This is a genomic window from Actinomadura sp. 21ATH (genome assembly GCF_041951345.1).
Taxonomy (GTDB): Bacteria; Actinomycetota; Actinomycetes; order Streptosporangiales; family Streptosporangiaceae; genus Spirillospora.
This window is the reverse complement of record NZ_JBGNUR010000004.1, coordinates 1-26,906: the sequence shown is the minus strand read 5'-3', so window position 1 is coordinate 26,906 and position 26,906 is coordinate 1. Positions and strand designations below refer to the sequence as shown.

Genomic DNA, 26,906 nt, shown 5'->3' with positions numbered 1-26,906 from the left:
TGGATATCCCTAAGCGCTACCTTGGGCCGGTGACGCTCGATGACCTCCGCGTGTTCGTCGCGGTGTGCGAGGCCGGGAGTCTGAGCGCCGTGGCGCGCGACCTGGGACGCAGCCAGCCGGCCGTGAGCCAGCACGTCAAGCGGCTGGAGAAGGAGACCGGCGTCCCGCTGCTGGAACGGCGCCCACGCGGCGTCTCCCCCACTCCGGCCGGCCGCATCCTCTACCGGGCCGCCGCCGAGGGCCTCGGCGGCCTCGGCACCGCCCTGCGGCACCTCGACGACCTGCGGCGCGGCGCCGGCGGCACGGTCCGCATCGCCACCGGGGCCACGACCGTCCGGCACTTCATGGCCGAGGGCGTCGCCGTCTTCCGGGACCGGCACCCCGAGGTCGCGCTGCAGTTCGTCACCGCCGGGTCCAGCCGCCGCTGCCTGGAGGCCGTCCAGGCGCACGAGGCGGACCTGGCCTGGGTCACCGCCGGCACGCCCTGCGACGGCGTCGAGCAGCGCCCCTGCGTGGAACTGCCGTGGATCCTGGCCGTCCGGGTGGACGACCCGCTGGCCCACCGCGAGTCGCTCACGGTGGCCGAACTCGCCGGGATCCGGCACATCGACCTTCCCGCGCACTCCACGTCCCGGCTCAGCCTGGAACGCGCCCTGGAACGGCACGGCGTCCGGCTGGAGTCCGCGGCCGGCGTCGCCGACTGGGACACCGCCCTCCTGCTGGCCGAACTGGGCCTCGGCCACGCGGTCCTCCCCGCCCTGCCCGGCTGGAACCGCGGCCCCGGCGGCGCCATCCGCCTGATCCCGATCCGCGGCCTGCCGCCGCTCGCCGCCGGCTGGGCCGCCCGCGCGTTCGACGCCCTCAGCCCGCCCGCGACCGAGTTCTCGCGGACCGTCGTGGAGAACCTGCCCGGCACGCCCTGAGCCCTGCGGTGAGTCCCGCGGCCACCACCGGTGCGGGGCGGGCGGTCTTGGCCCGGCCGCCGCCGGGGCGGGGCGGGTGGGCGGTCTCGGGTGCCGGTCAGGTACGGACCGTGAGCTTTCCGGCGGAGACGATGAGACCGGCCTGCGGGGACCCGGCGCCGCAGTGCCTGCCGTTCGGGTACGTGGCGCGGGGCGTGACATCGATCTTCTCGTCGAGGACCTTCTCGCCGCCGGCGCCCCTGAGCACCACGGTGACCCGGACCGGCGCCTCCGGGAGATCGCCGACCTCGGCGAAGCCGTGCTTGCCGCCGTCCGGGGAGCTGGACGCCCCGCAGGCGGCATCGGCGCCGTCCCCCTCGCAGCCCATCGGGACCGTCGTGCCCGTTCCCTGGAGGGTGAGCCGCTCGTTCCGGCAGGCACCGTTCCAGCAGATCCGCATGGTCGCGGTCGCCGCCTTCGCGGCGTCCGGCGGCCTGATGTCGAGGCCGATGCCGTGCCTCGCGGCGATCATCGTGCACGGCCGCGCGCCGCCGGACGCGCCGCCGCCGCAGGCGCTCAGCGCGAGCAGCGCGGCACCGGCCGCCGCGGCCCGGACCGGGGCAGGGAAGATCATCCGACTTTGACGCGGGAGCGGCCCGGCCGGTTCCGCCCGCAGAAAGGGCGAGGCCCCGGTCCGGTGGACCGGGGCCTGATGCGTCGAACCGCGCCGGACGTTCTCAGACCTGCGCCTGGAACATCCAGTGCTGCTTCTCCAGCGCCGCCGTCGTCTCGATCAGCAGGTCCTGGGTGACCGGGTCGGGCTCGTCGGTCGCCGCGATGCGCTCCCGGAAACGTCCGATGACCTGCGCCAGCACGTCCGTCACCGCGGCGACGACCTTGTCGTCCGCGAGGTGGCCGGCCTCCAGCTGCGGGATCTCGGTACGGTCCGCGACCGTGCGGGCCCGGCCGTCCGGATTCACGCCGATCGCCACGGCACGCTCCGCGACCTCGTCCTGGTACTGCCGGGCCAGGTCGACCAGCTCGTCCAGGTGCTCGTGCACGACCTTGAAATGCCGGCCGGTGAGGTTCCAGTGGGCCTGCTTGCCGACCAGCGCCAGGTCGATCAGGTCGATAAGGGCGCCCTGCAGCGCCTCGCCCGCGACCTTACGGTCCGCCTCAGCGAGCGGGCTCTTGACCGCCACCATGGTGAGGGCTCCTTCCGCGTCGTTGCGTCTTGCTCGTTACAACACGGAAGGGTCCCCGGTCATACCGCGTTCACTCATGAACAACCCCACACCGCGGCGGGGAATGAACGCGGGCTCAGGCCGCCACCATGTCGGCGCGGAACTCGTCGGCGATGCCCTCCGGCGTGGCCGGGATGCTCTCGGTCGAGATCCGCTCGGCCGGGATGCGCTCGTGCTCGGGCGCGCCCGCCATGACCGGCTCGTGCTGCAGCTCGGCGAGGGCCAGCTGGTCGGCCACTTCCCGCAGCACGTGCGAGAGCGGCACTCCCAGGGCCTTGCAGATCGAGGACAGCAGTTCCGACGAAGCTTCCTTCTGTCCCCGCTCGACCTCGGAGAGATAGCCGAGGGAGACCCGTGCCGCCGCGGATACCTCACGGAGGGTGCGTCCCTGGCGCAGCCGCAGCTGCCGCAGTACATCACCGAGCAGCTGGCGAAGCAGGACCATCGTCTCGCTCCCTCCCTCAGTTCGGACCATCTTGGGTTCCACCGTACCCGGCTCGGACGCGAGCGTGGCAGACCGTGGATTTCGTGTTCGCTGGAAACGTAACGCTGTAATCAGCCCGACTTCTCCCCATCTCTTCGAGCCTCCCGGCCTCCGGGCCCCACGTCAAGGCCCTCGATCACACGTCGTAGCTGCTCAAGGGCGTGGACGACCGTCATCCGCCTGATGACGCCGCGAACCTCCGCGCCCGCGCCGGGCACGGGAAGTGACGGACTTATCACTCTTGGTTCCCCCTCCGGTCCGGCCACCGCGACGAAAATCGTGCCGACGGGGTGCCCGTCCTGCGATTCCGGGCCCGCCACACCGGTCACGGCGACCCCGTACGTCGCTCCGAGCCTGTCCCGTACCCCGGACGCCATCGCCCCCGCGACGTCCGGATGCACCGCGCCGTGTGCGGCGAGGACCTCGCCCGGAACACCGAGCAGCACCTCCTTCAACGCGGTCGCGTAGGCCACCATTCCTCCCGCGTAGGTGGCCGACGACCCGGGCATCCGGGTCAGCTCGGCGCCGATCAGGCCCCCGGTCAGCGACTCCGCGGTCGCCACGGTCGCGGAACGTTCGGCCAGCAGGCGGTGGACGACCCGGTCGAGCGTCTCGGCCCCGGACCCGTACACCGCGTCGCCCAGCAGCTCTCGCACCGCCTCCTCGGCCTCGTCCAGCCGCGCGGCCGCGGCCGGCCCGGTCGCGGTGATCCGGATCTTCACCTCGGCCGGATCGGGCAGGTAGGCCAGCCGCACCCGGTCCATCGCCTCCACCGGCGCCAGGTCCGAGGCCAGCTCCGACTCCCAGATCGCCGCCGTGCGGAGCGTCCGCCGGGCCACCTTGGAGTCGCCCGCCAGCTCCGGCAGCACCGCCTCGTCGATCATCGTGCGCATCTCGAACGGCACGCCGGGCAGCGCGTACACCACGCCGCCCGCCAGCTCGACCCGCAGCCCGGCCGCGCTCCCGGCCGAGTTGACCAGCACTCCGGCGCCGGCGGGGACGTCGGCCATCCGCAGCGCCATGGGCCTCAGCTCGTGCCCGGCCGCCGCCACCCGCTCGCGCAGCCCCCGCTCCAGCTCCGGATCGCGGGCGAGCTCCACGCCGGCCGCCTTGGCCAGCGCGTCCCGCGTGAGGTCGTCGTACGTCGGCCCGAGCCCGCCGGTCGTGATGACGGCGTCGGCACGTTCCAGCGCCTCCTCGACCGCGGCGATGATCTCGTCGAGTCCGTCGCCCACCACCACGCTGCGGGTGACCTCCAGGCCGTGCTCGGCGAGCCGCCGCCCCATCCACGCCGCGTTGCCGTTGACCGTGTCGCCGAGCAGCAGCTCGTCCCCGATGGTGACCAGCTCGACCCGCACCCGCGTCCTCCCCACCCGGCGGCCGCCCCGCCGACCCGTCCGAATCTACGCCAGCCCACCGACACGGCGGGCGAGCGGGCGCGGGCATGGGGCGACCCCGCGCGTGGGGTGCGCGGGGCCGCCGCCGGTCGGGACCTCAGGCGATCGGTGGACGGCGGGTCTCGATCACGGGGTCCCGGACCCGCCCCGGCCCGCCGGATCGGCGGGGGTGCCACCCTGATCGGGGATCCGGACCCGGTCCGGGCCCCCGGCGGGCCCGGCGGGGACCGGGTCGCAGGCCCGGACGGGACCGGTGACGACCTGCGCCGCCACGCTGCCCGCACGGGCCGGGTCGGCCCGGTCGAAGGTCGCCTCGATGACCAGGAAGCGGTCGGGCGCCAGCCGGCCGGCGCCGACGTTCAGCACGGTGCCCTCCCCGGTGGTGGCCTGGCCGAGCGCGGGCGCTCGGCCGGGCGGCACGGCCCCGCCGCGCGGGGTGGCGCACCGCTGCCCGGAGGGGACGTAGTCGACCACCGCGGGGACGCCCGCCTCGCGCAGGCTCGCCTGGAGCTTCTCGGGCTCCAGGAACTCCCTGATCGTGATCTCGGTGGAGCCGTCGGGCTTCTTCTCGACGGCGTACGCGGGGGCGTCCAGCATCCCCGGCAGGACGACGGCCGCCCCGACCGCGGCCGCCGCCAGCGCCGAGCCCAGCCCCAGGCGCAGCGCCCCGCGGCGGCGCGAGCGCACCCGCGCCGGCGTGCCGGTGCCGCCGGCCCTGGCGGAGCCGTCGAGCCGCGCGATGGCCCGGATCCGCGCGGAGGCACCGGTACGGGTACGGCCGCCGAGCCGCGTGCCGGTGCGCGCGCTCTCGGTGTCGGCGCTCTCGGTGCGGGCCGCCCGCATGAGGGCCGTGCGGGCGTCCTGGCGCGCCCGGTCCGGCAGGGGCGGCACCTCGCTCCCCAGGCGGGAGAGCAGTTCGATCTCATTCACCGTGGTCACTCCGTTCTGCGAGGTGGGTGCCGTCCACGTGTCGGCGGAGCCGTCCCCGGGCGCGGTGGATGCGGGAGCGCACCGTGCCGACGGGGATCTCCAGTGCGGAGGCGATCTCCGGGTACGTGAGGTCGCCCCAGGCCAGCAGCAGGAGGGCGTCCCGGTCGCCGGGCCGCATCTCCTCCAGCGCGCCGGTCAGGGCGCGGGCGGCGGCGCCGGCGTCGACCCGGTCGGCCACCCGCTCGGCGGGGGACGCCTCGGCGTCGTCCGGGCGCGCCCGGGCCAGGGTCCGCCAGCGCCGCGCCTCGGCCCGGCGGTGGCCGCGGATCTGGTTGGTCGCGATGCCGAGCAGCCAGGGCAGGGCGCCGGGCGCGCGCTCCGGGTCGAACCGGCGGCGCTGCTCGAAGGCCGCCAGGAACGTGTCGGAGACCAGGTCGTCGGCCTCGTCCGGCCCGACCCGCCGCGCCAGGTAGCGGTGCACCCGGGCGGCGTAGCGGTCGAAAAGCGCCGCGAACGTCTCCGGTGCCTGGAGCGAGCGTTCGATCAGGGCGGCGTCGTCGGGCTCCCCGCCCTCGCCGATCGCGCCGATCGCGCCGATCGCGCCGTCCGGCGTGCGGTCGTCGCTCCGGATGATCTCCATGGCCGCCCCGTCCCTCGTCGTCTCGCCTCACCACGTATTGGGCCGCGGCGGCGGAGCGGTTCACGGGCCCGGGCGGGCCGGCGCCGGCCCGACGCGGAGGGGTCCGGCCGGTTGCCCGCGGCGATTGTCCGCATCAGGCCGTCCCGGGACATAGCGAAACGATAACGGACCGGTCTTAGCATTAATGCGGCATTCGTTTTCGCTCCCCGCCAAACCCGAGGGTTACCGCCAAGTGCCTGAAGAATCAACCACAGAAGACTGGACCCGTTCGCTCGATCATGTGAACCGGCTCACATCTCGCCAACTGGAGGTCTTCCTCCTGCTGGGCCGGGGCATGTCGAACCGCCGCATCGCGCTCGCGCTCGTGGTGAGCGAGCACACCGTGAAGGCCCACATCGCCAAGATCCTCAAGGAACTGGAGGTCGAGTCGCGGCTCCAGGCCGGGCTCGCGGCCCAGCTCTACCTCCTCGGACTGCAGGGGCGGCGGCCGGGCGTGGCCGGCGTCCCCTGAACCGTGCGCCGTGCCCGCCGACAACGAAACAGCAGGTAGGGACATATCATCAGAATCCACTTATTTGTAGTTCATCCAAAAGAATAATTGCCCGGCCCCCTTCCCCGGACGCAGTCTTGAACCGTCCGGCAAGACAGGCGAAAGCGCATCGGCCAGAGCGGGATTCCGCCCGGCCGCGCACACCGGGAAAGGGTAAAAAGGATGAAACTCCGTACCACGCTGGGCATCGCCGGGATCGCGGCCGGCGTCGGCATCGGGCTGGCGCCCGCCGCGGCCGCGCAGGGCCCCGCCGACGGCGAGGCCACCCTGGTGACCAAGTCCGGCTCGCGCACCGGCGCGGCGGTGGTCGCCGTCAAGAAGACCACCGACCGCAGCGGCGGCGTCGCGGCGTCCAAGGGCGCCAAGCCGGGCGAGGTCTCGGCCAAGTGGTTCCGCTGCTGGGACGGCTGGCGCTCGGGCCGCACGTTCCACGAGAAGTGCGAGGGCAGCGCCTACCGGCCGTACGTCGACTGCACCAACGGCTACCGCTACATCTGGGGCACCTACTCGGGCGCCCGCGAGTTCTGGCTGAACTGCCCGGCGGGCAGCAACGCGATCTGGGGCGGGGCCTACGGCTGACGGGGCCGCTGAGCCTTCTCCCCCCTCCGCGGCCGCGCGGTCATGCCGCCTCGACCGCCGGCCGCGGCAGGACCGGGCACCCCGGCGGCCGCGGGCGACCGGCCGCCGGGGGCACCCCGCCAGCGTTCCGGCACCCTGTTACGCCGTCAGCTCGCGCCGCGCCGCTCGTGCCGCTTGCGCCACGCCTGCAGGACGTAGTCGGCGCCCGTCACCACCGTGACCACCAGCGCGGCCGCCATCGTGGCGTACCGGACCGGGTCCAGCGGTCCCGGCATGATGAAGAAGCCGATCGCGACGACCTGCAGCATCGTCTTGAGCTTGCCGCCCTTGCTGGCCGGGATCACCCCGTACCGGATCACCACGAAGCGCATCAGCGTGATCCCGATCTCGCGGACCAGGATCACGATCGTCACCCACCACCACAGCTCGCCCAGCGCGGACAGGCTGATCAGCGCGGCGCCGGTCAGCGCCTTGTCGGCGATCGGGTCGGCGATCTTGCCGAAGTCGGTGACCAGGTTGCGCTTGCGGGCGATGTCGCCGTCGATCTTGTCGGTGATCGACGCGACGGCGAACACCGCGAACGCGCTCAGCCGCCACCCGGTGCCCTCCTGGAACAGCAGCCAGACGAAGAGCGGGACCAGCGCGATCCGGCTCAGCGTGAGCACGTTGGCGATGTTCCAGAGTCCCGCCTGGGGGGCGGGCGCCCCGGCGACCGGCTCGGGCGCGCCCGTCATCATGATGCGTCCGCGACCAGATCCACGCCGTCGCTCCCGGTGACCCGGGCGGCGACGATCTCGCCCAGCGGCAGCCCGTCGCCCCGGACGAGGACCGTCCCGTCCACCTCGGGCGCCTGGTGCGCGGCCCGGCCCTCGACCCCGCCGTCGGCCTTCTCCTCCAGCAGGACGCGGATCTCGGTGCCGATCCGGTCCTCGGCGCGCTGCGCGGTCAGCTCCTCGGCCAGCGCGGTGACCTCCTCGACCCGGGCGGCGACCTCGTCGGCGTCGAGCTTGCCGGGCAGGTCCGCGGCCTCGGTGCCGTCCTCGTCGGAGTAGCCGAAGACGCCGATCGCGTCCAGCCGGGCGGCCGACAGGAACGCCATCAGCTCCTCCAGGTCGTCCTCGGACTCGCCCGGGAAGCCGACGATGAAGTTGGACCGCACGCCCGCCTCGGGCGCCAGGTGCCGGACGCGGTCCAGCAGCTCCAGGAAGCGCTCCCGGTCGCCGAACCGCCGCATCGAGCGCAGCACCGGCCCGCTGGCGTGCTGGAACGACAGGTCGAAGTACGGGGCCACGCCCGGCGTCGAGCACAGCACCTCGATCAGCCCGGGACGCAGCTCGGCCGGCTGCAGGTAGCTCGCCCGCACCCGCTCGATCCCCTCGACCGCCGCCAGCTCGGGCAGCAGCTTCTCCAGGGCGCGCAGGTCGCCGAGGTCCTTGCCGTACGAGGTGGAGTTCTCGCTCACCAGCACCAGCTCGCGCACGTCGTGCCCGGCCAGCCAGCGCGCCTCCTCCAGCACCTCGTCCGGGCGGCGCGACACGTACGCGCCGCGGAACGCCGGGATCGCGCAGAACGTGCAGCGCCGGTCGCAGCCGGAGGCCAGCTTCAGCGGCGCCACCGGCCCGCCGCCCAGCCGCCGCCTGAGCACCCGCGGGCCGGAGGCGGGGGCCACCCCGTCGGGCAGGTCCCCGTGCCCCGGAACGGCCACCTGGGACGCCGAGCGCTCGACCGGGCTGATCGGGAGCAGGGTGCGGCGGTCGCGCGGCTTGTGGGCCTCGGTCCGGCGGCCCGCCATCACGTCGTCGAGGCGCCGCCCGATCCCGGCGTAGTCGTCGAAGCTCAGGACGGCGTCGGCCTCGGGCAGCTCGGCCGCCAGCTCCGCGCCGTACCGCTCGGCCAGGCAGCCGGCGGCCACGACCTTGGCGCCGGAGTCGTGCGCGGCCAGCAGCGTGTCGATGGAGTCCTTCTTGGCCGCGTCGATGAACCCGCAGGTGTTCACCACGACCACGTCGGCGTCGTCGGCGGAGTCGGTCAGGCCCCAGCCCGCCTCTTCCATCCGGGCGGCGAGCTCTTCGGAGTCGACCTCGTTGCGGGCGCAGCCGAGCGTGACGAGGGAGACCGTACGGCGAGTGGACATGCCCCTAAGGTAATGGCCCCGGGCCCGTACGCCGACCAGCGGCCGCCCGATCAGGTGGTCTTGGGGTCGTCCGGGGTGAAGGTCATCCGGGTCACTCCGCCGCCCTGGCCGGGCGTGCCGATGTCCTCGCCGTTCACCTCGACGCGCAGGCCGCCGCCGTTGCCGATCAAGAGGCTGATCTTCTTCTTCTCGGTCCACTTCCGGCTGTCGCCGGCCCGGATGATGCCGCTGAACAGCTGCTCGCCCTTGTCGCCCCGGATGTTGACCCAGGTGGTGCGGCGCGCCTTGACCTGGAGGACGACCTTCTTGCGCGGCGCGGCGGCCACCGGGTCGTTGGCCTTCGGCGGGGCCTTGGACGGCGTGGTCTTGGCCGGGGCGGGCGTCCCGGCGACCTGGCGGGCGGTGCGGCGCTCGCCGCCGCCGGCCGTGGTCACGACCTGGAAGATGCCGTAGGCGACCACGAGAGCGAGTGCCAGCGCCATCGCGGCGCTCCAGTTGGGGGAACGGCGCTCGCGGAACGCCACGGCCCGCTCCGGCTCGAACGCGGCGGCGGCCGACAGCGGCATGGGCGCGCCGCCGTGCGCGTCGTCGTACTCGCGGACGAGAGGTTCCGGGTCGATGCCGATCACGCGGGACACGCTGCGGATGTGGCCGCGGGCGTAGAAGTTGCCGCCGCAGCCGCTGAAGTCGTCGTGCTCCATGGCCCGGATCACCGATTCCCGGATCCTGGTCTGGAGACTCACCTGGGTCAGGGTGAGACCGGCCCGCTCGCGCTCCCTCGCCAAGGTCTCACCGATGCTCACGCCGGGCCTCCTTAGAGCGGACCATGACCGAAACCCCACACTCCAGCGACTCCAGTCTAGGAACCGCAATGCCCACTCGGCGAGCGGCAACACGTTCGAAACCGGGCAAGATTTCGCATCATTCCGCCATGCCTGGTCGGGCGGCCTGCCGAGATCATCGCTAATCGCCACAAGATCGTTGCGACTGTACACCCGGAATCGGAACGGGCAATTAACGTGATACGGCTAGTCCCCGACCTCCACGCCGCCGCGCAGCGCCGCCAGCACCCCGGGGAGATCGTCGGGCTTGGCGAGCACGTCGCGCGCCTTGGACCCCTCGCTCGGTCCCACGATGTCGCGGCTCTCCATCAGGTCCATCAGCCGGCCGGCCTTGGCGAACCCGACCCGCAGCTTGCGCTGGAGCATCGAGGTGGAGCCGAACTGCGTGCTGACGACCAGCTCGATCGCCTGCACCAGCAGGTCCATGTCGTCGCCGATCTCCTCGTCGATCTCCTTCTTGGGACCGGCGACATCGGTGACGTCCTCGCGGTACCTCGCCTCCATCTGCGCCTTGCAGTGGTCGACGACGGCGTGGATCTCCTTCTCCGCCACGTAGGCGTTCTGGATCCGCATCGGCTTGCTGGCGCCCATCGGCAGGAACAGCGCGTCGCCCTGCCCGACCAGCTTCTCCGCGCCCGGCTGGTCGAGGATGACCCGGCTGTCGGACAGCGAGGACGTCGCGAACGCCAGCCGGGACGGCACGTTCGCCTTGATCAGCCCGGTCACCACGTCCACGCTGGGCCGCTGGGTGGCCAGCACCAGGTGGATGCCGGCGGCGCGGGCCAGCTGGGTGATCCGCACGACCGAGTCCTCCACGTCGCGCGGCGCCACCATCATCAGGTCGGCCAGCTCGTCCACGATCACCAGCAGGTACGGGTACGGCTGGTACACCCGCTCGCTGCCGGGCGGCGCCGTGAGCTTGCCCGCCCGGACCGCCTTGTTGAAATCGTCGATGTGCCGGAATCCCGACGCCGCCAGGTCGTCGTAGCGCCGGTCCATCTCGCCGACCACCCATTCCAGGGCCTCGGCCGCCTTCTTGGGATTGGTGATGATCGGCGTGATCAGATGGGGAATGCCCTGGTACATCGTCAATTCGACCCGCTTGGGGTCGACCAGGATCATCCGCACCTCGTCCGGCGTCGCCCGCACCAGCACCGACGTGATCAGGCCGTTGATGCAGGTCGACTTGCCGGCGCCGGTGGCGCCCGCGATCAGGATGTGCGGCATCTTGGCCAGGTTGGCCACGACCGTGCGGCCCTCGACGTCCTTGCCCAGCCCGACGATCATCGGGTGGTGCTCGTTGGTCGCGGCCGGCGAGCGCAGCACGTCGCCCAGGCTGACGATGTCCTTGTCGACGTTGGGGATCTCCACCCCGATCGCCGACTTGCCGGGGATCGGGGAGATGATTCGTACATCGGCGCTCTTGACCGCGTACGCGATGTTCTTGGTGAGCGCGGTGACCTTCTCGACCTTGACCGCCGGGCCCAGCTCGATCTCGTACCGGGTGATCGTCGGCCCCCGGGTGAACCCGGTGACCTGCGCGTCGATGTCGAACTGCTCCAGCACCCCGGTGAGCGCCTTGACGACGGTGTCGTTGGCCTTGGTCCGCGGCTTGGCCACGCTCCCGGGCCGCAGCAGCGCCGGCTCGGGCAGCTCGTAGATCTCGCCGGACGACGACAGCGGCAGCTGCTCCACGCGGCGCGGCGCCGGCGTCGGGTCGGGCGCCCGCCGCTCGGGCGGGTCGGCGACCGTCTCGGCCTCGGCCTCGGCCGCGTCCTCGGGCCCGATCTCGGGCTCGGGCGGCGGGGGCGGCGCGTCCCCGAACGGGTCCGGCTCGAAGAGGTCGTCGGCCAGCTCGCGGGAGCCCTTGCCCTTCTTGGCGGGCTGCTCCTCCAGGACGGGCGTGTCGTACGGCCGGGAGTGCTCCCCGACCTCCAGCTCGCCCTCCGGCGCCCCGTCCTCCCCGGCGCCCTCGGCGTCCTTCTTCGGCTTGCGCTTCCGCTTGGGCTTGGCGGCGGGCTCCGCCGCCTCCTTCTCCTCCCCGGCGTGCCGCGCGGGCCGTCCCTGGAGGGTGGCGACGGCCCACAGGTCGGCGAGCCGCTCGGGGACCCGGGCGATCGGCGTCGCGGTCACCACGAGCAGCCCGAACGCCGACAGCAGGAGCAGCAGCGGCACCGCCACCCAGCCGCTCAGCGCGGACTCCAGCGGCGCCGACGACAGCCAGCCGACCACGCCGCCGGCCTCCCGCACGCCCGCCATGTCCTTCGCGGGCGCGGGCCCGCCGGCGGAGACGTGGATCACGCCCATCACGCCGACGCCCAGCGCGGTCAGCCCGATGACGATGCGGCCGGTGTCCTCGTTGTGCTCGGGATGCCGCAGCGTCCGCCACGCCAGCACCGCCAGCAGCACCGGCAGCGCCATCGCCGCCACGCCGAGCCCGCCCCGGACGACCTGCTCCAGCGCCACCGTCACCACGCCGTCCGGCCGGAACCAGGTGACGGACGCCAGCACGATCGAGGCGCCGAGCAGCGCCAGGCCGAGCCCGTCGCGCTGGTGCTCGGCGTCCAGCCCGCGGGCGCCCCGCCCGTACGCGCGGAAGATGGACCCGACCGCGACCGCGGCCAGGTGGTAGAGCTTGAATATCAGCTTGAAGAAGCCGACGAACAGCTGCGGGATCGGATCCGGCTTCTGCGGGGGACGCCCCTTGCCGCCGCGGCCCCCGCCCCCCTTGGCGCCGCTCGGGCGCTTGCGGGGGGCCGGGCTCGCGGGCTTGCGGGCACCACCGGCGCCGGACCGGGTACGGGACGACGCCTTCGCTCCCCCGGACGCACGTGTGGCCATGGTCATGAGAGTAACCAAGGACCGCACGCGTTCCCGGCACCTGGGAAACGCCCGGAGTGTCTAGATCTCCACGACCACCGGAATGATCATCGGTCGGCGCCGGTAGTTGTCGTTGACCCACTTGCCGACCGTCCGGCGCACCACCTGGTTGAGCTGGTGCAGGTCGTTGACCCCGTTCGCGCCGCTCTCGCTCAGCACGGCCTCGATCCGCTCGATGACCTCGTCGAAGTCCTCGTTCATGATCCCGGCCCCGCGGGCGTGCACCTCCGGCCCGGCGACGATCTTGCCCGAGGTCGAGTCGATCCCCACCACGATGGAGACGAACCCCTCCTCGCCCAGGATCCGCCGGTCCTTCAGCGACGTCTCGGTCACCTCGCCGACCGACAGGCCGTCCACGTAGACGTAGCCGGCCGGGACGGCCCCGACGATCGACGCCTGCCCGTCCACCAGGTCGACGACCACGCCGTCCTCGGCGATGACGATGTTCTCGTCCGGGACGCCGGTCAGCGCGGCCAGCTTGGCGTGCGCCCGCAGGTGCCGCCACTCGCCGTGGATCGGCATGAAGTTGCCCGGCCGCGTCATGTTGAGCACGTACAGCAGCTCGCCCGCCGAGGCGTGCCCCGACACGTGCACCAGCGCGTTGCCCTTGTGGACGATCCGCGCGCCCCACCGGGTGAGGCCGTTGATGACGCGGTTGATCGAGGTCTCGTTCCCCGGGATCATCGAGGAGGCCAGCATGACCGTGTCGCGCTCGGTGATCCGGATCTGGTGGTCCCGGTTGGCCATCCGCGACAGGGCGGACATGGGCTCGCCCTGCGACCCGGTGCACACCAGCACGACCCGTTCCGGCGGAATGTCGTCGAGCTGCTTGGGGTCGACCATCAGCTCCTCGGGGATCGACAGGTACCCGAGTTCCCTGGCGACCCCCATGTTGCGCACCATCGACCGCCCGACGAAGCACACCTTGCGCCCGTTCGCGACCGCCGCGTCCAGCACCTGCTGGACCCGGTGGATATGGGACGCGAAGCAGGCGACGATGATCCGTTCCTGGGCCGTCCGGAAGACGTCGTCGATCACGGGCCCGATGTTGCGCTCGCTGGTGACGAACCCGGGCACCTCGGCGTTGGTCGAGTCCGACATCAGCAGGTCGATGCCCTCGGCGCCCAGCCGGGCGAACCCGCCGAGGTCGGTGAGCCGCCCGTCCAGCGGCAGCTGGTCCATCTTGAAGTCGCCGGTGGCCAGGACGAGGCCCGCCGGGGTGCGGATGGCGAGCGCGAGCGCGTCCGGGATCGAGTGGTTGACCGACAGGAACTCGCAGTCGAACTCGCCGAACGACCGCCGGTCCCCCTCCTTGACCTCGACCTTCACCGGCTTGATCCGGTGCTCGTTGAGCTTGGCCTCCAGCAGTGCCAGCGTGAGCTTCGACCCCACCAGCGGTATGTCGGGCCGTTCCCTCAGCAGGTAGGGGACGGCTCCGATGTGGTCCTCGTGCCCGTGCGTCAGGACGACCGCCTCGACGGCGTCCAGGCGGTCACGGATGTACTCGAAGTCGGGCAGGATCAGATCGATGCCCGGCTGCTCGGTCTCCGGGAACAGCACGCCGCAGTCGACGATCAGCAGTCGCCCGCCGTACTCGAACACGGTCATGTTGCGGCCGATCTCCCCGAGCCCGCCCAGCGCGACGATGCGCAGGCCGTGTTCGGGAAGCTTCGGCGGAGACGGCAGCCCGGGGTGAGGATGACTCACCGGGCGACCTCCGGAATGGTGACCTCCGGCACTTTGACTCCCCCAATCGTGAGGTCTTCGCGCAGGCGCGCCGCGAACTCCAGTGAGGCGTCGACCAGGGGCGCGCGTACCGTGCCGCCCGGCAGCCCCAGCAGGGTCAGCGCGGCCTTGACGGCGATGGCGCCCTGCGTACGGGTCATGATCGCCGTGACGACGGGAAGCAGCCGCCGGTGAATCTGCAGCGCCCGCTCCCGGTCCCCGGCGAGGTACGCGTCGATCATCTCATGAAGGTCGGCCCCCACCACATGCCCGACCACGCTCACGAACCCGGCGGCCCCCACCGACAGCCACGGCAGGTTGAGCGTGTCGTCCCCCGAATAGAAGGCGAGGTCGGACTCGGCCATCACCACGGACCCGGCGAAAAGGTCGCCCTTGGCGTCCTTGACCGCCACGATCCTGGGGTGCTCGCCCAGCCGCAGCAGCGTCTCGGTGAGGATCGGCACCCCCGACCGTCCCGGGATGTCGTACAGCAGGTTGGGCAGGCCCGACGCGTTGGCCACCTCGCTGAAGTGGTGCAGCAGCCCTTCCTGCGGGGGCTTGTTGTAGTACGGCGTGACGACCAGCAGGCCGTCCGCGCCGGCGTCCTCCGCCGCCCGGGCGAGGTACCGGCTGTGGGCGGTGTCGTTGGTGCCGGCCCCCGCCACGATGACGGCCCGGTCCCCGACCGCGTCGATCACCGTGCGCAGCAGCCGGTCTTTCTCGGCGTCGCTGGTCGTCGGCGACTCGCCGGTAGTCCCGTTGATGACGAGGCCGTCATGGCGCTGCTCGTCGACCAGGTAGGTCGCCAGGCGCGCGGCTCCGTCGTAGTCGACCCCGCCGTCGGGCCGGAACGGCGTGACCATAGCGGTCAGCATCCTCCCGAAGGGAGCGCCGCTGATTGTGCTGGGTGCCATAACTCAGAACGGTACCGCCCTGTTCATGGCGTACGCGAGCGGCGCCCTCACCTGGGAGGACACCCGCCTCCCCGGCCCCTTCAGGAACCCCCGCGACACCCTCCCCAGAACGGAAAACTTCCGGCAACACCCGGCCGGGGACGCAGGACCCCTCCTCCAGGCTCCCCCCATAAAGTCCCACCCCGCCCCACAAAAGGACAACAAGGCACACTCCACACACGCCCCCCCACCAGCCGAAGCCGAAGGCGAGGCGAGCCCACGCAATGCCGAAGGCGAGCCCCCCGAAGCCGAAGGCGAGGTCCCCGAGGCCGAAGGCGAGGCCAGGCGCGTGACCGGCCGGGCCGGCCTGCCGAGGTGGTGCGGCCCCGGAAGCGTTGCGATCGCGTCCGAAGGCAGATGCGAGCGAAGCGAGCATCTGATCGCGCAGCGAGCCCCTGGGCGAGTCGGAGCGATGCAGCGATCGCCGCATTGCCCGCCGAAGGAAGGCCGTCAAGGCCTGACGCCAAGGGCAATGCAATAAACGAGAGCCGCCCGCCACACGCTCGGGGGTACGCGTGGCGGGCGGCTTCTCTTTGCTCATCGTGGCACGCAAATGCCGCGTTACGGGGTCAGTCCGGCTACTTCCCGGACTCGGTTGGATAACGCGCCCGATGTGCCGACCGTCCGCTTTCGCCGGGTCGTCCGGATCAGCGCGGGGGCGCGCGCGGGTCGCCGCGTCTAGCCGGTCTCGGTGAGTTCGGTCAGGCGGGCGCGCAGCTCTTCGATGTCGGGTGTGCGGACGAGTTCGTTGCCGCGTACGGCCCACCAGTGGCCGGAGCCGCCGCGGCCGATCCGCCAGCCGGCGAACTCGGCCGAGAGTTCGGTCAGCCGGTCGGTCTCGTGCCACATGCTCCGCTGAATACCCATCGGCCCCCACTCCGTTTCCTCTGCCCATCCCCTGATGGTCTTGTCGTTGCGTACCCGCGCCGGGGGGCCGTTCAACAAAGCCGTTGACCTGGGCAAAGGCAAGAATGGGAACGTGGCGTGCCAGGTGCCGACAAAGTGAAACTAACGTGACGCGTCCGGCAGCCAGTTGGCCCGGTAGAGGGCCCATTCGGCGGGTACGGTCGTCCACTCGGCGTAGATGCCGACGCCGTACGGGCGGGCGGGCGGCCGGTCGAGGGCGTCCAGGCCGCGGCGGATGCCGCGGAGCGCGACGGTGAGGTCTTCGGCCCAGTCCATCATCGGCCGGTACGTGGGGACGCCCATGAAGACGGTGGTGCGGTCGCCGATGAGGCGGAGGGTCCGTTCGGTGTGGTGGGCGAAGTGCCGTCCGGCGAGGGATTCGGTGGGCAGCGAGACGTCGTAGGTCATGATCGCGACCTGGTCGGCGCGGTCGGCGATGCGGCGGAGGTAGTCCTCGGTGGGGCGGGGCGGGTAGTGGAAGCGGCCCCAGCCGCGGGGGATGAAGGCGCGGTAGACGGGCTGGGAGGCGTCGGCGAGGGTGAGCTGCTCGATGGCGACGGAGAGGGTCGCGCCGCGGGCGCGGGTGAGCGCGCGGGTGCGGTCGAGGAGGGTGAGGAACGCCTCGTCGTCGGGGTAGATGGGCTCGAAGTCGTAGTGGATGCCGTGGAAGCCGAGGTCCAGGAAGGTCTTGTCGGTGGCGAGGACGCGGTCGCGGACGGCGGGGTCGTCGAGGTCGGTGACGCCGTACCCGTCGACCTTGCGGATCTGGCCGAGGTACGCCTGGGCGCGGACGCCGGGCGCGTGCACCCGCATCTTCTCGATGAGGGTGCGGGCGTTGCGGTACTTGGCGGCGGGGACGGTCCCGTCGGCCTCGAACGGGCCGGCGTGGAAGTACACGTCGGTGATCGCGTTCTGCCGGAGCAGCCGGCCGAGGTCGCGGTACTCCTGCTCGGTGTGCGGCTCGCCGACCCACTGGTGCCGGGCCCAGAGGGCGTTCACGGTGGTGCCGCGGGTCTCGGGCTCCGGCTGCCACCAGGCCCAGACGCCGGCCAGGAGCAGCGCGAGGAGCCCGAGCCCGTACGCGGCCGTCCAGCCGGCCCATCGCAGGGACCGTACGATCCGCCTTTTCCACGCCATCGCGCAATGATCGCGGAAATTCCGGCGTTCAGAACACCGGGATGATGTCCTCGGGGTCGATGAAGTCGACCTGAACGCCCGATATGTCCAGTTCAGGGATGGCGGGGAACGCGATCCCCCAGCGTTCGACGATGGCGCGGACGCGGGCGATGGCCTGGCGCCAGTTCTCGGCCTGCTCCTCGAACGAGAGCACGCCGAGGCCGGCGTCGCGGGCGTGGGCCATGAGCACGCGATGGTTGCCGAGGAAGTACGGCGGCAGGTCCCAGAACCCGTCCGGGGGCTCCCAGAGGATCATGGAAAGGAACACGAAGCCGGCCCGCAGCTGCCGGGTGATCTGGTCCTTGACCTCCTCGGTGAGGCCGGGCCACTCCTTGTCCAGGATCGTCATGCAGATCTGGAGGTGGCGCGACTCGTCCCGGCCGATGCGCCGGAACATCTCGCCGAAGACGGGGTGCCGCGTTCCGGACGCCATGCCGCGGAACAGGGTGGACGCCGCCATCTCCCCCATCATGAAGCTGGTGAACAGCACGGCGAGCGAGTATTTGCGCACGGCGGTGCTGTAGCCCTGCCAGTAGCGGCCGCCGTTGTAGTACAGCCAGTCGATGTTGTTGTGGGCGGCGTGCTCCAGGTCGGTCCGGGGCGTCCAGTCCAGCGGGCCGCCGGGCCACAGCCTCTCGATCGTGCGCTGGCAGCACTCCTCGTGGTTCATCTCGTCGCGGGTGATCGAGAAGAAGCACTTGCGGACCGGGTCCTCCTCGTGCTGCTCGAACGCGTGGACGGTGGCGCGGGCGAACACGGCGGGGCCGGAGGCGTCGAAGTTCGCCAGGACGGCGAACCAGTACATGATCCCGAGCCGCTGCTCGGGGGTGAAGTCCTCCGGCCGGATGCCGTCCCAGGGCAGGTCGGCGGGGTTCCACACGGTCCGCTTGGACTTCTCGTAGATCGCCGCGAGCTTGCCGGTCTCCACCCGCCATTCCATCGGGTAGATGTTCGGCAGCGGGATCTCCGGAGCGGGCCAGAAGCCGCCCTCCGGGACGGTGACCTGCTCGTCCATGCGGGCTCCTCACGCTCACGTCCTTGTGACGCGTTCCTTCCCAGCTTGCGGGAGTACGTCACATGCCGCAAGGGGCGGCGCGACCGTGCGCACGCGGGCGCGCTGGGCCAGGGCGACGCAGACCAGCACCCCCGCGGCGGCGAGCGCGGTGGCGGCGTCGATCAGCTCGGCGAGCAGGATGCCGGACCAGACGATGGTCAGCAGCGGCTGGGCGAGCTGCACCTGGCTCGCCCGCGCGATCCCGGCCCTGGCCAGTCCCTCGTACCAGGCGAAGAAGCCCAGGTACGCCGACATCACCGTCACGTACCCGAAGCCCGGCGCGGTCCGGCCCGTCCAGTCCGGGCCGGTCGTGGCGAGCAGCCAGATCGTGACCGGGACGCAGATCGGGGCGGCGAGGAGCAGTGCCCAGGAGATCACCCGCCAGCCCGGCATCACGCGGGCCAGCCGGCCGCCCTCGGCGTACCCGGCCGCCGCCGCGACCAGCGACGCGAACAGCAGCAGGTCGGCGCCGGTCAGCCGGCCGGCGCCCTGGAGCAGCGCGAAGCCGGTGACCAGCGCGGCCCCGGCGGCCGCGGCCGCCCAGAACGCGGGCGACGGGCGCTCGCCGCCGCGGAGCACCGCGAGGACGGCCGTCGCGGCGGGCAGCAGGCCGACGACGACGGCCGCGTGCGCGGAGGACGAGCCGTGGTCGAGGGCCAGCGTGCTGAGCAGCGGGAAGCCGAAGATCACCCCGGCGGCGACGACCAGCAGCCCGGGCCAGTGCGCGCGGGCCGGGACGCGGGCGCGCACGGCGGCCAGCGCGATCGCCGCGAACACGGCCGCGGCGGCGGAGCGGCCGATGCCGATCAGGTAGGGGTCGAGCCCTTCGAGGGCGACGGCCGTGCTGGGGAGGGTCAGCGAGAAGGCGAGCACGCCCAGGCCGGCGAGCCCGAGGCCGCCGAGCGCTATCGGCGTGTCATCAGTAGCGCTATCGTGGTCTTTCATGCACCACGATAGCAGTGTGGCCACGCTGGCCGACCGGCTGCGGGCCGAGGTCGAGGGGCTGCACCCGGGCGAGCGGCTGCCGTCCAGCCGCGCGCTGATGCGCCGCTACCAGGTCAGCCCCGTCACGGTGACGCGCGCGCTGGGACTGCTCGCGGCCGAGGGACTCGTCGTGACCCGGCCGGGCAGCGGCGCGTTCGCCGCCGAGCGGCCCGAGCCCGCCGCCGGGCCCGCCGACTTCGGCTGGCAGGCGGTGACGCTCGGCGACCGGGCCGTGGACGGGGACGGCGTCGCGCGGCTGCTCACTCCCCCGCCCGAGGGCGCGATCGCGCTCAGCGGCGGCTACCTGCACCCCTCGCTCCAGCCCGTGCGGGCGCTGGCGAACGCGGCGGCGCGGGCCGCCCGCCGCCCGGACGCGTGGGAGCTGCCGCCGCTCGGCGGGATCCCGGAGCTGCGGGCCTGGTTCGCCCGGACGGCCGGCGGCGAGACGTCGCCCGCCGACGTGCTGATCACCAGCGGCGGGCAGCAGTCGCTCACGACCGTGCTGCGCGCGCTGCTGCCGCCGGGCGCGCCGCTGCTGGTGGAGTCGCCGACCTACCTGGGCGTGCTGGCGGTCGCGCGGGCCAGCGGGCTGCACCCGGTGCCCGTGCCGATGGACGAGGACGGGCTGCGGCCCGAGCTGCTCGCCGAGGCGTTCGCGATGACCGGCGCCCGGGTGCTCTACACGCAGCCCACGTTCCACAACCCGACCGGCGCCGTGCTGCCGGCCGCGCGGCGGGCGCGGGTGCTGGCGGTGGCGCGGGCGGCGGGCGCCTTCGTGATCGAGGACGACTTCGCCCGCCACCTGGCCATCGACGCGATCCCGCCGCCGCTGGTGAGCGCCGACCAGGAGGGCCGGGTGGTGCACATCTCGTCGCCGACCAAGGCGACCGCCGCCAGCCTGCGGGTGGCCGCGGTGATCGCGCGGGGTCCGGTCGCCGAGCGGATCCGGGCCACCCAGCTGATCGAGGAGTTCTTCCCGGCCCGGCCGATGCAGGGGACGCTGCTGGAGCTGGTCAGCGCCCCCGGCTGGCCGCGCCACCTGCGGGCGGTGCGGGCGGCGCTGCGCTCGCGCCGGGACGCGGTGCGGGCGGCGCTGGCCCGCGAGCTGCCCGCGCTGCCGGTCGGCAACCCGGCCGGCGGGCCGCACCTGTGGGTGGGGCTGCCGCCCGGGACCGACGACGTGCGGCTCGCGGACGCCGCGCTGCACGCCGGGGTGCTGGTGAGCGCGGGACGGCCGTTCTTCCCCGCCGAGCCGCCCGGGCCGTTCCTGCGGGTCAGCTACGGCGCGGCGGCCTCGGAGAGCGAGCTGGCCGAGGGGGTGCGGCGGCTCGCGGAGGTCGTCCGCGCCGCCGCGCGGTGACCGCCGGTTCCGTCAGGCGGTGACGAGGCAGAACTCGTTGCCCAGCGGGTCGAGCCAGACCTGGAACGGCCTGTCCGGGTCCTCGCCCATCGGCGGCCCGTGCGGCGTGGCGCCCAGCGCGCGGGCCCGCTCGCCCGCCGCGCGGATGTCGGGGACGGCCACGTCCAGGTGGACCCGGTTCTTCACGCGCTTGCCGTCCGGGACGAGCTGGAAGCTCAGCAGCGGCCCGCCGTCGCCGAGCGGCTCCAGGTCGGTCCAGTCGTCGTCGCGGCCGGTGACCTCCATGTCCAGCAGCGCGCCCCAGAACGCGACCATCGCGTCCATGTCCGTGCAGTCGATCGCGACGTTCGACACCTTCGGCCGCATCCCCGGCCCCTCCCGGCTCTCGATGATCAACACCACTGACGACCGTACGCCGGTGTCGGGCCGCCATGCAACCGGCCAGCCCGGTACGCCGGTGTCCCCTTGGTAGGGTGCGCCTGACGGCGGTCGAGCGGGCGGGAGCGGTGATGAGCGGCGGCGAGCGGACCGGCCCGCGGGCCGAGTCCCCGGCCGCGCTGCTGCTGCGCGAGTTCGTCAACACCCTGGACGTCGAGTCCGCCGCCGACGGGATCGGCACGCCCGCGGAGCTGGCCGGCTGGCTGGCCGGCCGCGGCCTCGTCCCGGCCGGCACCCCCGCCGGCGCGGCCGACCTCGCGACCGCCACCGCCCTCCGCGAGGGCCTGCGCGCCGCGATGCTCGCCCACCACGCCCCCGACCACGGGCCGGCCGTCCCCGAGCCCGCCGATCACGCGGCTCCCGGCCGCGGGACGAACGGCGCCGGCGCGGTGGCCGGGCTGGAGGAGGCTCTCGGACGGCTCCCGCTGCGGCTGGCGCTGGGCGGCGGCCGTCCCGCGCTCGTGCCGGCCGGTACGGGCGCCGCCGCCGGGCTCGCCCGGATCGCCGCGGCCGTCATGGAGTCCGTCGCCGACGGGACGTGGCCGCGGCTCAAGGTCTGCCAGGAGAGCACCTGCCTGTGGGCGTTCCTCGACACCTCCAAGAACCGCAGCCGCGCGTGGTGCTCGATGCGCGTGTGCGGCAACCGCACCAAGACCCGCACGTACCGGGCCCGGCGCCGCACCCCGGCGCCCTAGGCTGCGAGCAGCCTGTCCGTCCCACCCTCAACGAAAGGACGTGCCGCCATGGCCGATGTGGGCGTACGGCCCGCCCGCCGCGCGGACGCCGCCGCCGTCGCCGACATCCAGATACGCGCCTGGCGGCAGGGCTACCGCGAGCTGCTGCCCGAGGCGGTGCTGGCCGAGGTGACCGGCGACGACGCGCGGAAGGCGTGGCGCGAGCGCTGGGCGGAGGCGGCGGCCGCGCCACCGAGCCCCCGGCACCGGCTGCTGGTCGCGGTCGCGTCCGACCTGGTCGTCGGCTTCGCCGCGCACGCGCCCGCCGAGGACGACCCCGACCGCGACCCGGCGGTGACCGCCGAGCTGGTGACGCTGCTGGTCGACCCGCTGCACGCGCGCGCCGGGCACGGCAGCCGCCTGCTGGCCGCGACCGTGGACCTGCTGCGCGAGGACGGCTTCGAGACGCTCATCACATGGGCGTTCGAGCGCGACGAGGTGCTGCGCGCGTTCCTCGGCTCGGCCGGCTGGGCCCCGGACGGCACGGCGCGCGACCTCGACATGGGCGAACCCGTCCGGCAGATCCGCCTCCACACCGACATCAGGGCGGCCGCCCCGGCCTGAGGCAGGGGTCGGTGCCGGCCCGCGACGGCCCGGGCATAGGTTGGTGGTCGTGTCCCTGACCTCCTCCGTCTCGCCGCCGCCTGCCCGGACGGCCGCGCCGTCCGACGCCCGCCGGCGCCGGCTCGGCCTGGTCGTCATCAGCCTCGGCGTCTCGCTGATCGTCGTGGACGCCACCATCGTGGGCGTCCTGCTGCCGCGGATCGTCGCCGGGCTCGGCATGACGACGTCGGAGGCCGAGTGGGTCACCTCGGTGTACTCCCTCGTCTTCGCGGCGCTGCTGATCCCGTTCGGCCGGGCCGGCGACCTGTTCGGGCGGCGCCGGCTGTTCGTGCTGGGCACCGCGGTGTTCACGCTGGCCAGCGTGGTCGCCGCGGCGGCCGGCGACGGGTCCGCGCTGATCGGGGCGCGGGCGCTGCAGGGCGTCGGCGCGGCGATGGTGCTGCCCGCCGCGCTGTCCACGGTGAACGCGATGTTCACCGGCCGGGAGCGGGCGGCCGCCTTCGGGACGTACGGCGCGATGATCGCCGGGATGGCCGGGCTGGGCCCGCTGATCGGCGGCGCGATCGCGTCCGCGGCCGACTGGCGGTGGGCGTTCGGGGTGAACCTGCCGCTCGGGCTCGCGCTGATCGCCGGCGCGCTCGCGCTGATGCCGGAGACGCGGCCGGAACGTTCCGGAACGGGCGGCGCCGGCCGGGCGCTGCGCGAGATCGACTGGACGGGCGGGGTGCTCGCGGCGCTCGGGTTCGGCGCGCTGGTGTGCGGGCTGATCGAGGGCCAGACCTACGGCTGGTGGACGGCGACGCGCCCGTTCCACACCGGCCCGGTCGGCTGGCCCGAGGGCGGGCTGTCGCCGGTGCCGGTCGTGCTCGGGCTCGGCGCCGTGCTGCTGGCCGCGCTGGCCGTCGTCGAGCGGGCGCGCGCCGCCGCCGGGCGGCCGGTGATGCTCGACCTCGCCCTCTTCCGGATCCCGAGCTTCCGGCACGGCAACCTCGCGGCCGCCCTGGTGAACGTGGGCGAGCTGGGGCTCGTCTTCGTGCTGCCGCTGTTCCTGCTGGGCGTGCACGGCACGGCGCCGCTGCAGATCAGCGTGGCGATCCTGCCGATGGCCGCCGGGGCGTTCCTGACGGGTGCCGTCGCGCACCGGCTGGCGCGCACGCGGGGCCCTGTGCGCGTCGTCCGGATCGGCATGGTGCTGGAGGTCGCGGCCGTCCTCGCGCTGGCGCTGACGGTGTCCGCGACGACCACCGGCTTCGGCCTGGCGCCCTGGATGTTCGTGTACGGCGTCGGGCTCGGCCTCACCTCCGCCCAGCTCACCGGCGTCGCGCTCGCCGACGTGCCGCGGGAGCTGTCCGGGCAGGCGTCCGGAACGCAGTCGACGGCGCGGCAGATCGGCGCCGCGCTGGGCATCGCGCTGATCGGCACGGTCTTCGCGACCGGCCTCGGCCGCACCATGGCCGGCCGGCTGGAGGGCACCGAGCTGCCCCCCGAGCAGCGCGCCGCCATCGCACACGAGCTGCGCGAGAGCGCCGGCACGTACGCCCGCGAGCTGCACGCCGACGCCGACCGGGCCGCGCTCGCCCGCGCCGCCGACGAGAGCCTGGCCGCCGCGACCCGGAACGCCGCGCTCGCCACGGGCGCGATCCTGGCGCTCGGCCTCGCCGTGTCGCTGCGGCTGCGCCCCGGCCCCGCCCCGCGGCCCGAGAGCGGGCGGCGTCGGGGACAATCGGAGTCCTAGTCCCCTGTCGCCCCACGAGAACCAACGGTAACCAGTGGCCACGCTCTCCCAATGGGTCGCCGGCTCGCGGCCCCGCACCCTCCCCGCGTCCCTCGTCCCCGTCGCCGTCGGCACGGGCGTCGCGATCGGCGAAGGCCAGGCCGTGTGGTGGCGCGCCCTGCTCGCCGGCTTCGTCGCGCTCGTCCTGCAGATCGGCGTCAACTACTCCAACGACTACAGCGACGGCGTCCGCGGCACCGACGAGGACCGGGTCGGCCCGCTGCGGCTGGTCGGGTCCGGCGTGGCGAAGCCGAAGCAGGTGCTCGCCGCGGCGCTCGGCTGCTTCCTGGCCGCCGCCGTCGCCGGGCTGGTGCTGGCCGCCGTCACCACCTGGTGGCTGATCCTGGTCGGCGCCGTGGCGATCCTGGCCGCGTGGTTCTACACCGGCGGCAAGACCCCGTACGGCTACCGCGCCCTCGGCGAGGTCTCGGTCTTCGTCTTCTTCGGCCTGGTCGCCGTCGTCGGCACGGTGTACGTGCAGGTCGAGGGCGTCCCGTGGGAGGCGTGGGCGGCGGCGGTGCCGATCGGGCTGCTGGCCTGCGGGCTGCTGGTCGCCAACAACCTGCGCGACATCCCCACCGACGAGGTCTCCGGCAAGCGCACCCTCGCCGTCGCGCTCGGCGACCGCAACACCCGCGTCCTGTACGCGGCGTGCACCGCCCTGCCGTACACGATCGTCCTGGCCATGGCGGCGCCGCACCCGTGGGTGCTGCTCGCGCTGCTGTCGGCGCCGCTGTCGGTGCCGCCCACCCAGACGGTCCTGCGGGGCGCCACCGGCCCGGCCCTGATCCCGGTCCTCGGCGGCACCGGCCGCCTCCAGCTCGCGTACGGCGCCCTCCTCACCCTCGGCCTGGCCCTCTAGGGGCGTCAGGCCGGCAGGAGCGGCAGGGCGGCCGGCGCGGCATGTCCGGGTGCGCCCTCGCGCCCGGCGCCGCTCGGCCGCCCTCTCAGGCCCCCGGGGTCAGGCGCCCGGGGGCACCGTCCAGTCGATCTCGGGACGGCCGGCGTCCACCAGCGCCTTGTTCACGGCGCTGAACGGGCGGGTGCCGAAGAACTTCTTCGCGCTCAGCGGGCTCGGATGCGCCGACTCGATCACGACGTGCTGCTCGCCCGTGACGAGCTTGGCCTTCTTGCGGGCGTACGCGCCCCACAGGACGAACACCACCCGCTCCTCCTTCTCGTTGAGCGCGCGGATGGCCGCGTCGGTGAAGTCCTCCCAGCCCTTGCCGGCGTGCGAGCCCGCCTCGCCGGCCCGGACGGTCAGCACCGCGTTCAGCAGCAGCACGCCCTGCGCGGCCCACGCCGACAGGTCGCCGGTCTTGGCCAACGGGAGGTCGAGGTCGGTCGCCAGCTCCTTGTAGATGTTGCGGAGCGACGGCGGGAGCTTCACGCCGTCGCGCACGCTGAAGCTCAGCCCGTGCGCCTGGCCGGGCCCGTGGTACGGGTCCTGGCCGAGGATCAGGACGCGGGCGTCGTCGTACGAGCAGTGCCGGAACGCGTTGAACAGGTCCTCCCGCGCGGGGTAGACCGTCTGCTCCTCGTACTCCTGCGCCACGAACGCGCCCAGCGCCGCGACCCCGATCGGGTCGACGAGCGGGTCGAGGCGCTCCCGCCAGTCGCCGGGCAGCAGTTCCAACAGGTCGAGGGACATCGATGGCCTCCGGGGAAGGGTGTGCACGATGGTGGAAACCCTAGCGGCGGCCACTGACACGCCAATGGGAAACACCTGAGCACAAGGGTTCCACCCTAAGATCTGGACATATGCCGGACTCCCCCCGCTGGCGCCGCCTGGCCGCATGCGCCGCGCTGTCCCTCCTCGGCCTCGGCGCGGTCGCGGGGGGTTGCGGCGACTCCTCGGACCGGGCGACGCTGAGCGTGCTCGCGGCCTCCTCCACCCGCGAGGTGATGCGCGAGCTCGGCGTCGCCTACCACCGCGAGCACCGGGACGTGCAGGTGCGGTTCACGTTCGGCGGCTCGCAGGAGATGGCCGCGCGGCTGCCCGAGCGCGGCGCCGGCGACGTCCTGGTCACCGCGGACGAGGTGACGATGAACGAGGCCGACGAGAACCTGACCGGCCGCCGCCGGGTGATCGCGCACAACGCGATGACGATCGTCGTTCGGCCCGGCAACCCGCGCCGCGTCCGCGGGCTGCGCGACCTCACCCGGCCCGGCCTGCGCGTCGCGCTGGCGGCCTCGACCGTGCCGGCCGGGCGGTACGCGCGCAAGATCTTCAAGGGCGCCGGGATCACCGTGCGGTCGGCGGCGGAGGAGATCAGCGTGCGGGCCGTGCTGGACCGGGTCCGCACCGGCGAGGCCGACGCCGGCCTGGTCTACATCACCGACCTCAAGGCGGCCGGCGTCGCCGCGAGCAGCGTCCCCATCCCGGCGCTGGAGAACGTCACCGCGACCTACGCCGCGGGGGCGGTCAGGGACGGCCCGAACGAGAAGGAGGCCGCCAGGTTCGTGTCCTGGCTGACCTCCCCCGTCGCGCGGCAGCTGTTCAACAAGTACGGGTTCGTGACGCCCGCCCCCTAGATCGTTGATGGGGGTTTGCGGAACCGGTCGCGGGCATGGCGAAGGGCGCCCATGATCAGTGTGTGAAGACAGACCTGGACGCCCTTCTGACCGCACTCTATGTCCATCTGGACGACCATGT

General features: G+C 73.4%; 27 protein-coding genes. 9 read left to right on the top strand and 18 right to left on the bottom strand.

Translation table 11 applies throughout. The annotated features are described in order from the left end of the window. Positions 1-29 precede the first annotated feature (29 nt). Positions 30-923 (top strand): LysR substrate-binding domain-containing protein, encoded by an 894-nt coding sequence (locus ACA361_RS14795; RefSeq protein WP_375012523.1) that lies wholly within the window; start codon positions 30-32, stop codon positions 921-923. Between the two features lie 97 nt (positions 924-1,020). On the opposite strand, the gene ACA361_RS14790 is transcribed toward ACA361_RS14795, so the two are convergent. From ACA361_RS14790 to ACA361_RS14765, 6 genes are all read right to left on the bottom strand, one after another. Next, a complete protein-coding gene (locus ACA361_RS14790; RefSeq protein ID WP_375012522.1) occupies positions 1,021-1,536 on the bottom strand; it encodes a hypothetical protein in 516 nt (171 codons plus the stop codon). Positions 1,537-1,639: 103 nt separating this feature from the next. Continuing rightward, positions 1,640-2,107, bottom strand: coding sequence for a Dps family protein (locus tag ACA361_RS14785; protein WP_375012521.1), 468 nt, complete (start codon positions 2,105-2,107; stop codon positions 1,640-1,642). Positions 2,108-2,222: 115 nt separating this feature from the next. Further along, positions 2,223-2,591, bottom strand: coding sequence for a helix-turn-helix transcriptional regulator (locus ACA361_RS14780; protein WP_366613756.1), 369 nt, complete (start codon positions 2,589-2,591; stop codon positions 2,223-2,225). Positions 2,592-2,701: 110 nt separating this feature from the next. Next, a complete protein-coding gene (locus ACA361_RS14775; RefSeq protein ID WP_375012519.1) occupies positions 2,702-3,988 on the bottom strand; it encodes a CinA family nicotinamide mononucleotide deamidase-related protein in 1,287 nt (428 codons plus the stop codon). A gap of 165 nt (positions 3,989-4,153) precedes the next feature. Beyond that, positions 4,154-4,957 carry a hypothetical protein gene (locus tag ACA361_RS14770; protein WP_375012518.1) on the bottom strand — a complete coding sequence of 268 codons (804 nt, stop codon included), beginning with the start codon at positions 4,955-4,957 and terminating at the stop codon, positions 4,154-4,156. Then, positions 4,950-5,597, bottom strand: a complete 648-nt coding sequence (locus ACA361_RS14765; protein WP_375012517.1) for an RNA polymerase sigma factor — start codon at positions 5,595-5,597, stop codon at positions 4,950-4,952. The genes ACA361_RS14770 and ACA361_RS14765 overlap by 8 nt, the downstream gene beginning before the upstream one ends. 280 nt (positions 5,598-5,877) lie before the next feature. Between ACA361_RS14765 and ACA361_RS14760 the strand changes: the two genes are divergently transcribed. Both ACA361_RS14760 and ACA361_RS14755 read left to right on the top strand, forming a co-directional pair. After that, positions 5,878-6,108: a response regulator transcription factor gene (locus tag ACA361_RS14760; RefSeq protein ID WP_375012516.1), complete on the top strand. Its 231-nt coding sequence runs from the start codon at positions 5,878-5,880 to the stop codon at positions 6,106-6,108. A gap of 201 nt (positions 6,109-6,309) precedes the next feature. Further along, positions 6,310-6,726 (top strand): hypothetical protein, encoded by a 417-nt coding sequence (locus ACA361_RS14755; RefSeq protein WP_375012515.1) that lies wholly within the window; start codon positions 6,310-6,312, stop codon positions 6,724-6,726. A gap of 146 nt (positions 6,727-6,872) precedes the next feature. On the opposite strand, the gene pgsA is transcribed toward ACA361_RS14755, so the two are convergent. The 10 genes from pgsA to ACA361_RS14705 form a co-directional block, all read right to left on the bottom strand. Then, positions 6,873-7,463 (bottom strand): CDP-diacylglycerol--glycerol-3-phosphate 3-phosphatidyltransferase, encoded by a 591-nt coding sequence (gene pgsA / locus ACA361_RS14750; protein ID WP_375012514.1) that lies wholly within the window; start codon positions 7,461-7,463, stop codon positions 6,873-6,875. Then, positions 7,460-8,860: a 30S ribosomal protein S12 methylthiotransferase RimO gene (gene rimO, locus ACA361_RS14745; protein WP_375012513.1), complete on the bottom strand. Its 1,401-nt coding sequence runs from the start codon at positions 8,858-8,860 to the stop codon at positions 7,460-7,462. Before rimO ends, pgsA begins: the two co-directional genes overlap by 4 nt. A gap of 50 nt (positions 8,861-8,910) precedes the next feature. Then, positions 8,911-9,663, bottom strand: coding sequence for a helix-turn-helix domain-containing protein (locus tag ACA361_RS14740; protein ID WP_375012512.1), 753 nt, complete (start codon positions 9,661-9,663; stop codon positions 8,911-8,913). 225 nt (positions 9,664-9,888) lie between these two features. After that, positions 9,889-12,543, bottom strand: a complete 2,655-nt coding sequence (locus ACA361_RS14735; protein ID WP_375012511.1) for a DNA translocase FtsK 4TM domain-containing protein — start codon at positions 12,541-12,543, stop codon at positions 9,889-9,891. 60 nt (positions 12,544-12,603) lie between these two features. Continuing rightward, complete coding sequence (locus ACA361_RS14730; RefSeq protein ID WP_375012510.1) at positions 12,604-14,289, bottom strand: ribonuclease J; 1,686 nt, start codon at positions 14,287-14,289, stop codon at positions 12,604-12,606. Then, the gene (gene dapA, locus ACA361_RS14725) at positions 14,286-15,221 is read right to left on the bottom strand and encodes a 4-hydroxy-tetrahydrodipicolinate synthase (RefSeq protein WP_375012509.1); all 936 of its coding nucleotides are present in this window, start codon (positions 15,219-15,221) and stop codon (positions 14,286-14,288) included. Before dapA ends, ACA361_RS14730 begins: the two co-directional genes overlap by 4 nt. Positions 15,222-15,938: 717 nt before the next feature. Next, positions 15,939-16,109, bottom strand: coding sequence for a hypothetical protein (locus ACA361_RS14720; RefSeq protein ID WP_375012508.1), 171 nt, complete (start codon positions 16,107-16,109; stop codon positions 15,939-15,941). A 159-nt stretch (positions 16,110-16,268) separates the two neighbouring features. Next, positions 16,269-17,303 (bottom strand): hypothetical protein, encoded by a 1,035-nt coding sequence (locus tag ACA361_RS14715; RefSeq protein WP_375012507.1) that lies wholly within the window; start codon positions 17,301-17,303, stop codon positions 16,269-16,271. Positions 17,304-17,331: 28 nt separating this feature from the next. Further along, positions 17,332-18,357 (bottom strand): hypothetical protein, encoded by a 1,026-nt coding sequence (locus ACA361_RS14710; protein ID WP_375012506.1) that lies wholly within the window; start codon positions 18,355-18,357, stop codon positions 17,332-17,334. Positions 18,358-18,372: 15 nt separating this feature from the next. Next, positions 18,373-19,341 carry a DMT family transporter gene (locus ACA361_RS14705; protein WP_375012505.1) on the bottom strand — a complete coding sequence of 323 codons (969 nt, stop codon included), beginning with the start codon at positions 19,339-19,341 and terminating at the stop codon, positions 18,373-18,375. Here ACA361_RS14705 and ACA361_RS14700 point away from each other — a divergent pair. After that, entirely contained in the window at positions 19,340-20,740 is a 1,401-nt protein-coding gene (locus ACA361_RS14700) for a PLP-dependent aminotransferase family protein (RefSeq protein ID WP_375012504.1), read from the top strand. The two genes, ACA361_RS14705 and ACA361_RS14700, sit on opposite strands and share 2 nt — an antisense overlap. Before the next feature lie 12 nt (positions 20,741-20,752). On the opposite strand, the gene ACA361_RS14695 is transcribed toward ACA361_RS14700, so the two are convergent. After that, positions 20,753-21,139, bottom strand: a complete 387-nt coding sequence (locus ACA361_RS14695; protein ID WP_375012503.1) for a VOC family protein — start codon at positions 21,137-21,139, stop codon at positions 20,753-20,755. Positions 21,140-21,213: 74 nt separating this feature from the next. Between ACA361_RS14695 and ACA361_RS14690 the strand changes: the two genes are divergently transcribed. From ACA361_RS14690 to ACA361_RS14675, 4 genes are read left to right on the top strand one after another with little or no spacing between them, the layout of a single operon-like run. Next, positions 21,214-21,873 carry a CGNR zinc finger domain-containing protein gene (locus ACA361_RS14690; RefSeq protein ID WP_375012502.1) on the top strand — a complete coding sequence of 220 codons (660 nt, stop codon included), beginning with the start codon at positions 21,214-21,216 and terminating at the stop codon, positions 21,871-21,873. Between the two features lie 48 nt (positions 21,874-21,921). Further along, on the top strand, positions 21,922-22,476 hold the full coding sequence (locus ACA361_RS14685) for a GNAT family N-acetyltransferase (RefSeq protein ID WP_375012501.1): 555 nt from the start codon (positions 21,922-21,924) through the stop codon (positions 22,474-22,476). A gap of 49 nt (positions 22,477-22,525) precedes the next feature. Then, complete coding sequence (locus ACA361_RS14680; RefSeq protein ID WP_375012500.1) at positions 22,526-24,211, top strand: MFS transporter; 1,686 nt, start codon at positions 22,526-22,528, stop codon at positions 24,209-24,211. A 34-nt stretch (positions 24,212-24,245) separates the two neighbouring features. Then, positions 24,246-25,112 carry a 1,4-dihydroxy-2-naphthoate polyprenyltransferase gene (locus tag ACA361_RS14675; RefSeq protein WP_375012499.1) on the top strand — a complete coding sequence of 289 codons (867 nt, stop codon included), beginning with the start codon at positions 24,246-24,248 and terminating at the stop codon, positions 25,110-25,112. Positions 25,113-25,211: 99 nt separating this feature from the next. On the opposite strand, the gene ACA361_RS14670 is transcribed toward ACA361_RS14675, so the two are convergent. Next, positions 25,212-25,901, bottom strand: coding sequence for a uracil-DNA glycosylase (locus tag ACA361_RS14670; RefSeq protein WP_375012498.1), 690 nt, complete (start codon positions 25,899-25,901; stop codon positions 25,212-25,214). 110 nt (positions 25,902-26,011) lie between these two features. On the opposite strand from ACA361_RS14670, the gene modA reads away from it, so the two are divergent. Beyond that, on the top strand, positions 26,012-26,785 hold the full coding sequence (gene modA / locus ACA361_RS14665) for a molybdate ABC transporter substrate-binding protein (protein WP_375012497.1): 774 nt from the start codon (positions 26,012-26,014) through the stop codon (positions 26,783-26,785). The last annotated feature ends 121 nt before the right edge of the window (positions 26,786-26,906 follow it).

Excerpts from the sequence above, each read along its gene's own strand:
- ACA361_RS14790 (WP_375012522.1), bottom strand. The coding sequence starts at position 1,536 with ATGATCTTCCCTGCCCCGGTCCGGGCCGCGGCGGCCGGTGCCGCGCTG.
- ACA361_RS14785 (WP_375012521.1), bottom strand. The coding sequence starts at position 2,107 with ATGGTGGCGGTCAAGAGCCCGCTCGCTGAGGCGGACCGTAAGGTCGCG.
- ACA361_RS14780 (WP_366613756.1), bottom strand. The coding sequence starts at position 2,591 with ATGGTCCTGCTTCGCCAGCTGCTCGGTGATGTACTGCGGCAGCTGCGG.
- ACA361_RS14765 (WP_375012517.1), bottom strand. The coding sequence starts at position 5,597 with ATGGAGATCATCCGGAGCGACGACCGCACGCCGGACGGCGCGATCGGC.
- ACA361_RS14755 (WP_375012515.1), top strand. The coding sequence starts at position 6,310 with ATGAAACTCCGTACCACGCTGGGCATCGCCGGGATCGCGGCCGGCGTC.
- pgsA (WP_375012514.1), bottom strand. The coding sequence starts at position 7,463 with ATGATGACGGGCGCGCCCGAGCCGGTCGCCGGGGCGCCCGCCCCCCAG.
- rimO (WP_375012513.1), bottom strand. The coding sequence starts at position 8,860 with ATGTCCACTCGCCGTACGGTCTCCCTCGTCACGCTCGGCTGCGCCCGC.
- ACA361_RS14735 (WP_375012511.1), bottom strand. The coding sequence starts at position 12,543 with ATGGCCACACGTGCGTCCGGGGGAGCGAAGGCGTCGTCCCGTACCCGG.
- dapA (WP_375012509.1), bottom strand. The coding sequence starts at position 15,221 with ATGGCACCCAGCACAATCAGCGGCGCTCCCTTCGGGAGGATGCTGACC.
- ACA361_RS14720 (WP_375012508.1), bottom strand. The coding sequence starts at position 16,109 with ATGTGGCACGAGACCGACCGGCTGACCGAACTCTCGGCCGAGTTCGCC.
- ACA361_RS14715 (WP_375012507.1), bottom strand. The coding sequence starts at position 17,303 with ATGGCGTGGAAAAGGCGGATCGTACGGTCCCTGCGATGGGCCGGCTGG.
- ACA361_RS14710 (WP_375012506.1), bottom strand. The coding sequence starts at position 18,357 with ATGGACGAGCAGGTCACCGTCCCGGAGGGCGGCTTCTGGCCCGCTCCG.
- ACA361_RS14700 (WP_375012504.1), top strand. The coding sequence starts at position 19,340 with ATGCACCACGATAGCAGTGTGGCCACGCTGGCCGACCGGCTGCGGGCC.
- ACA361_RS14705 (WP_375012505.1), bottom strand. The coding sequence starts at position 19,341 with ATGAAAGACCACGATAGCGCTACTGATGACACGCCGATAGCGCTCGGC.
- ACA361_RS14685 (WP_375012501.1), top strand. The coding sequence starts at position 21,922 with ATGGCCGATGTGGGCGTACGGCCCGCCCGCCGCGCGGACGCCGCCGCC.
- ACA361_RS14670 (WP_375012498.1), bottom strand. The coding sequence starts at position 25,901 with ATGTCCCTCGACCTGTTGGAACTGCTGCCCGGCGACTGGCGGGAGCGC.
- modA (WP_375012497.1), top strand. The coding sequence starts at position 26,012 with ATGCCGGACTCCCCCCGCTGGCGCCGCCTGGCCGCATGCGCCGCGCTG.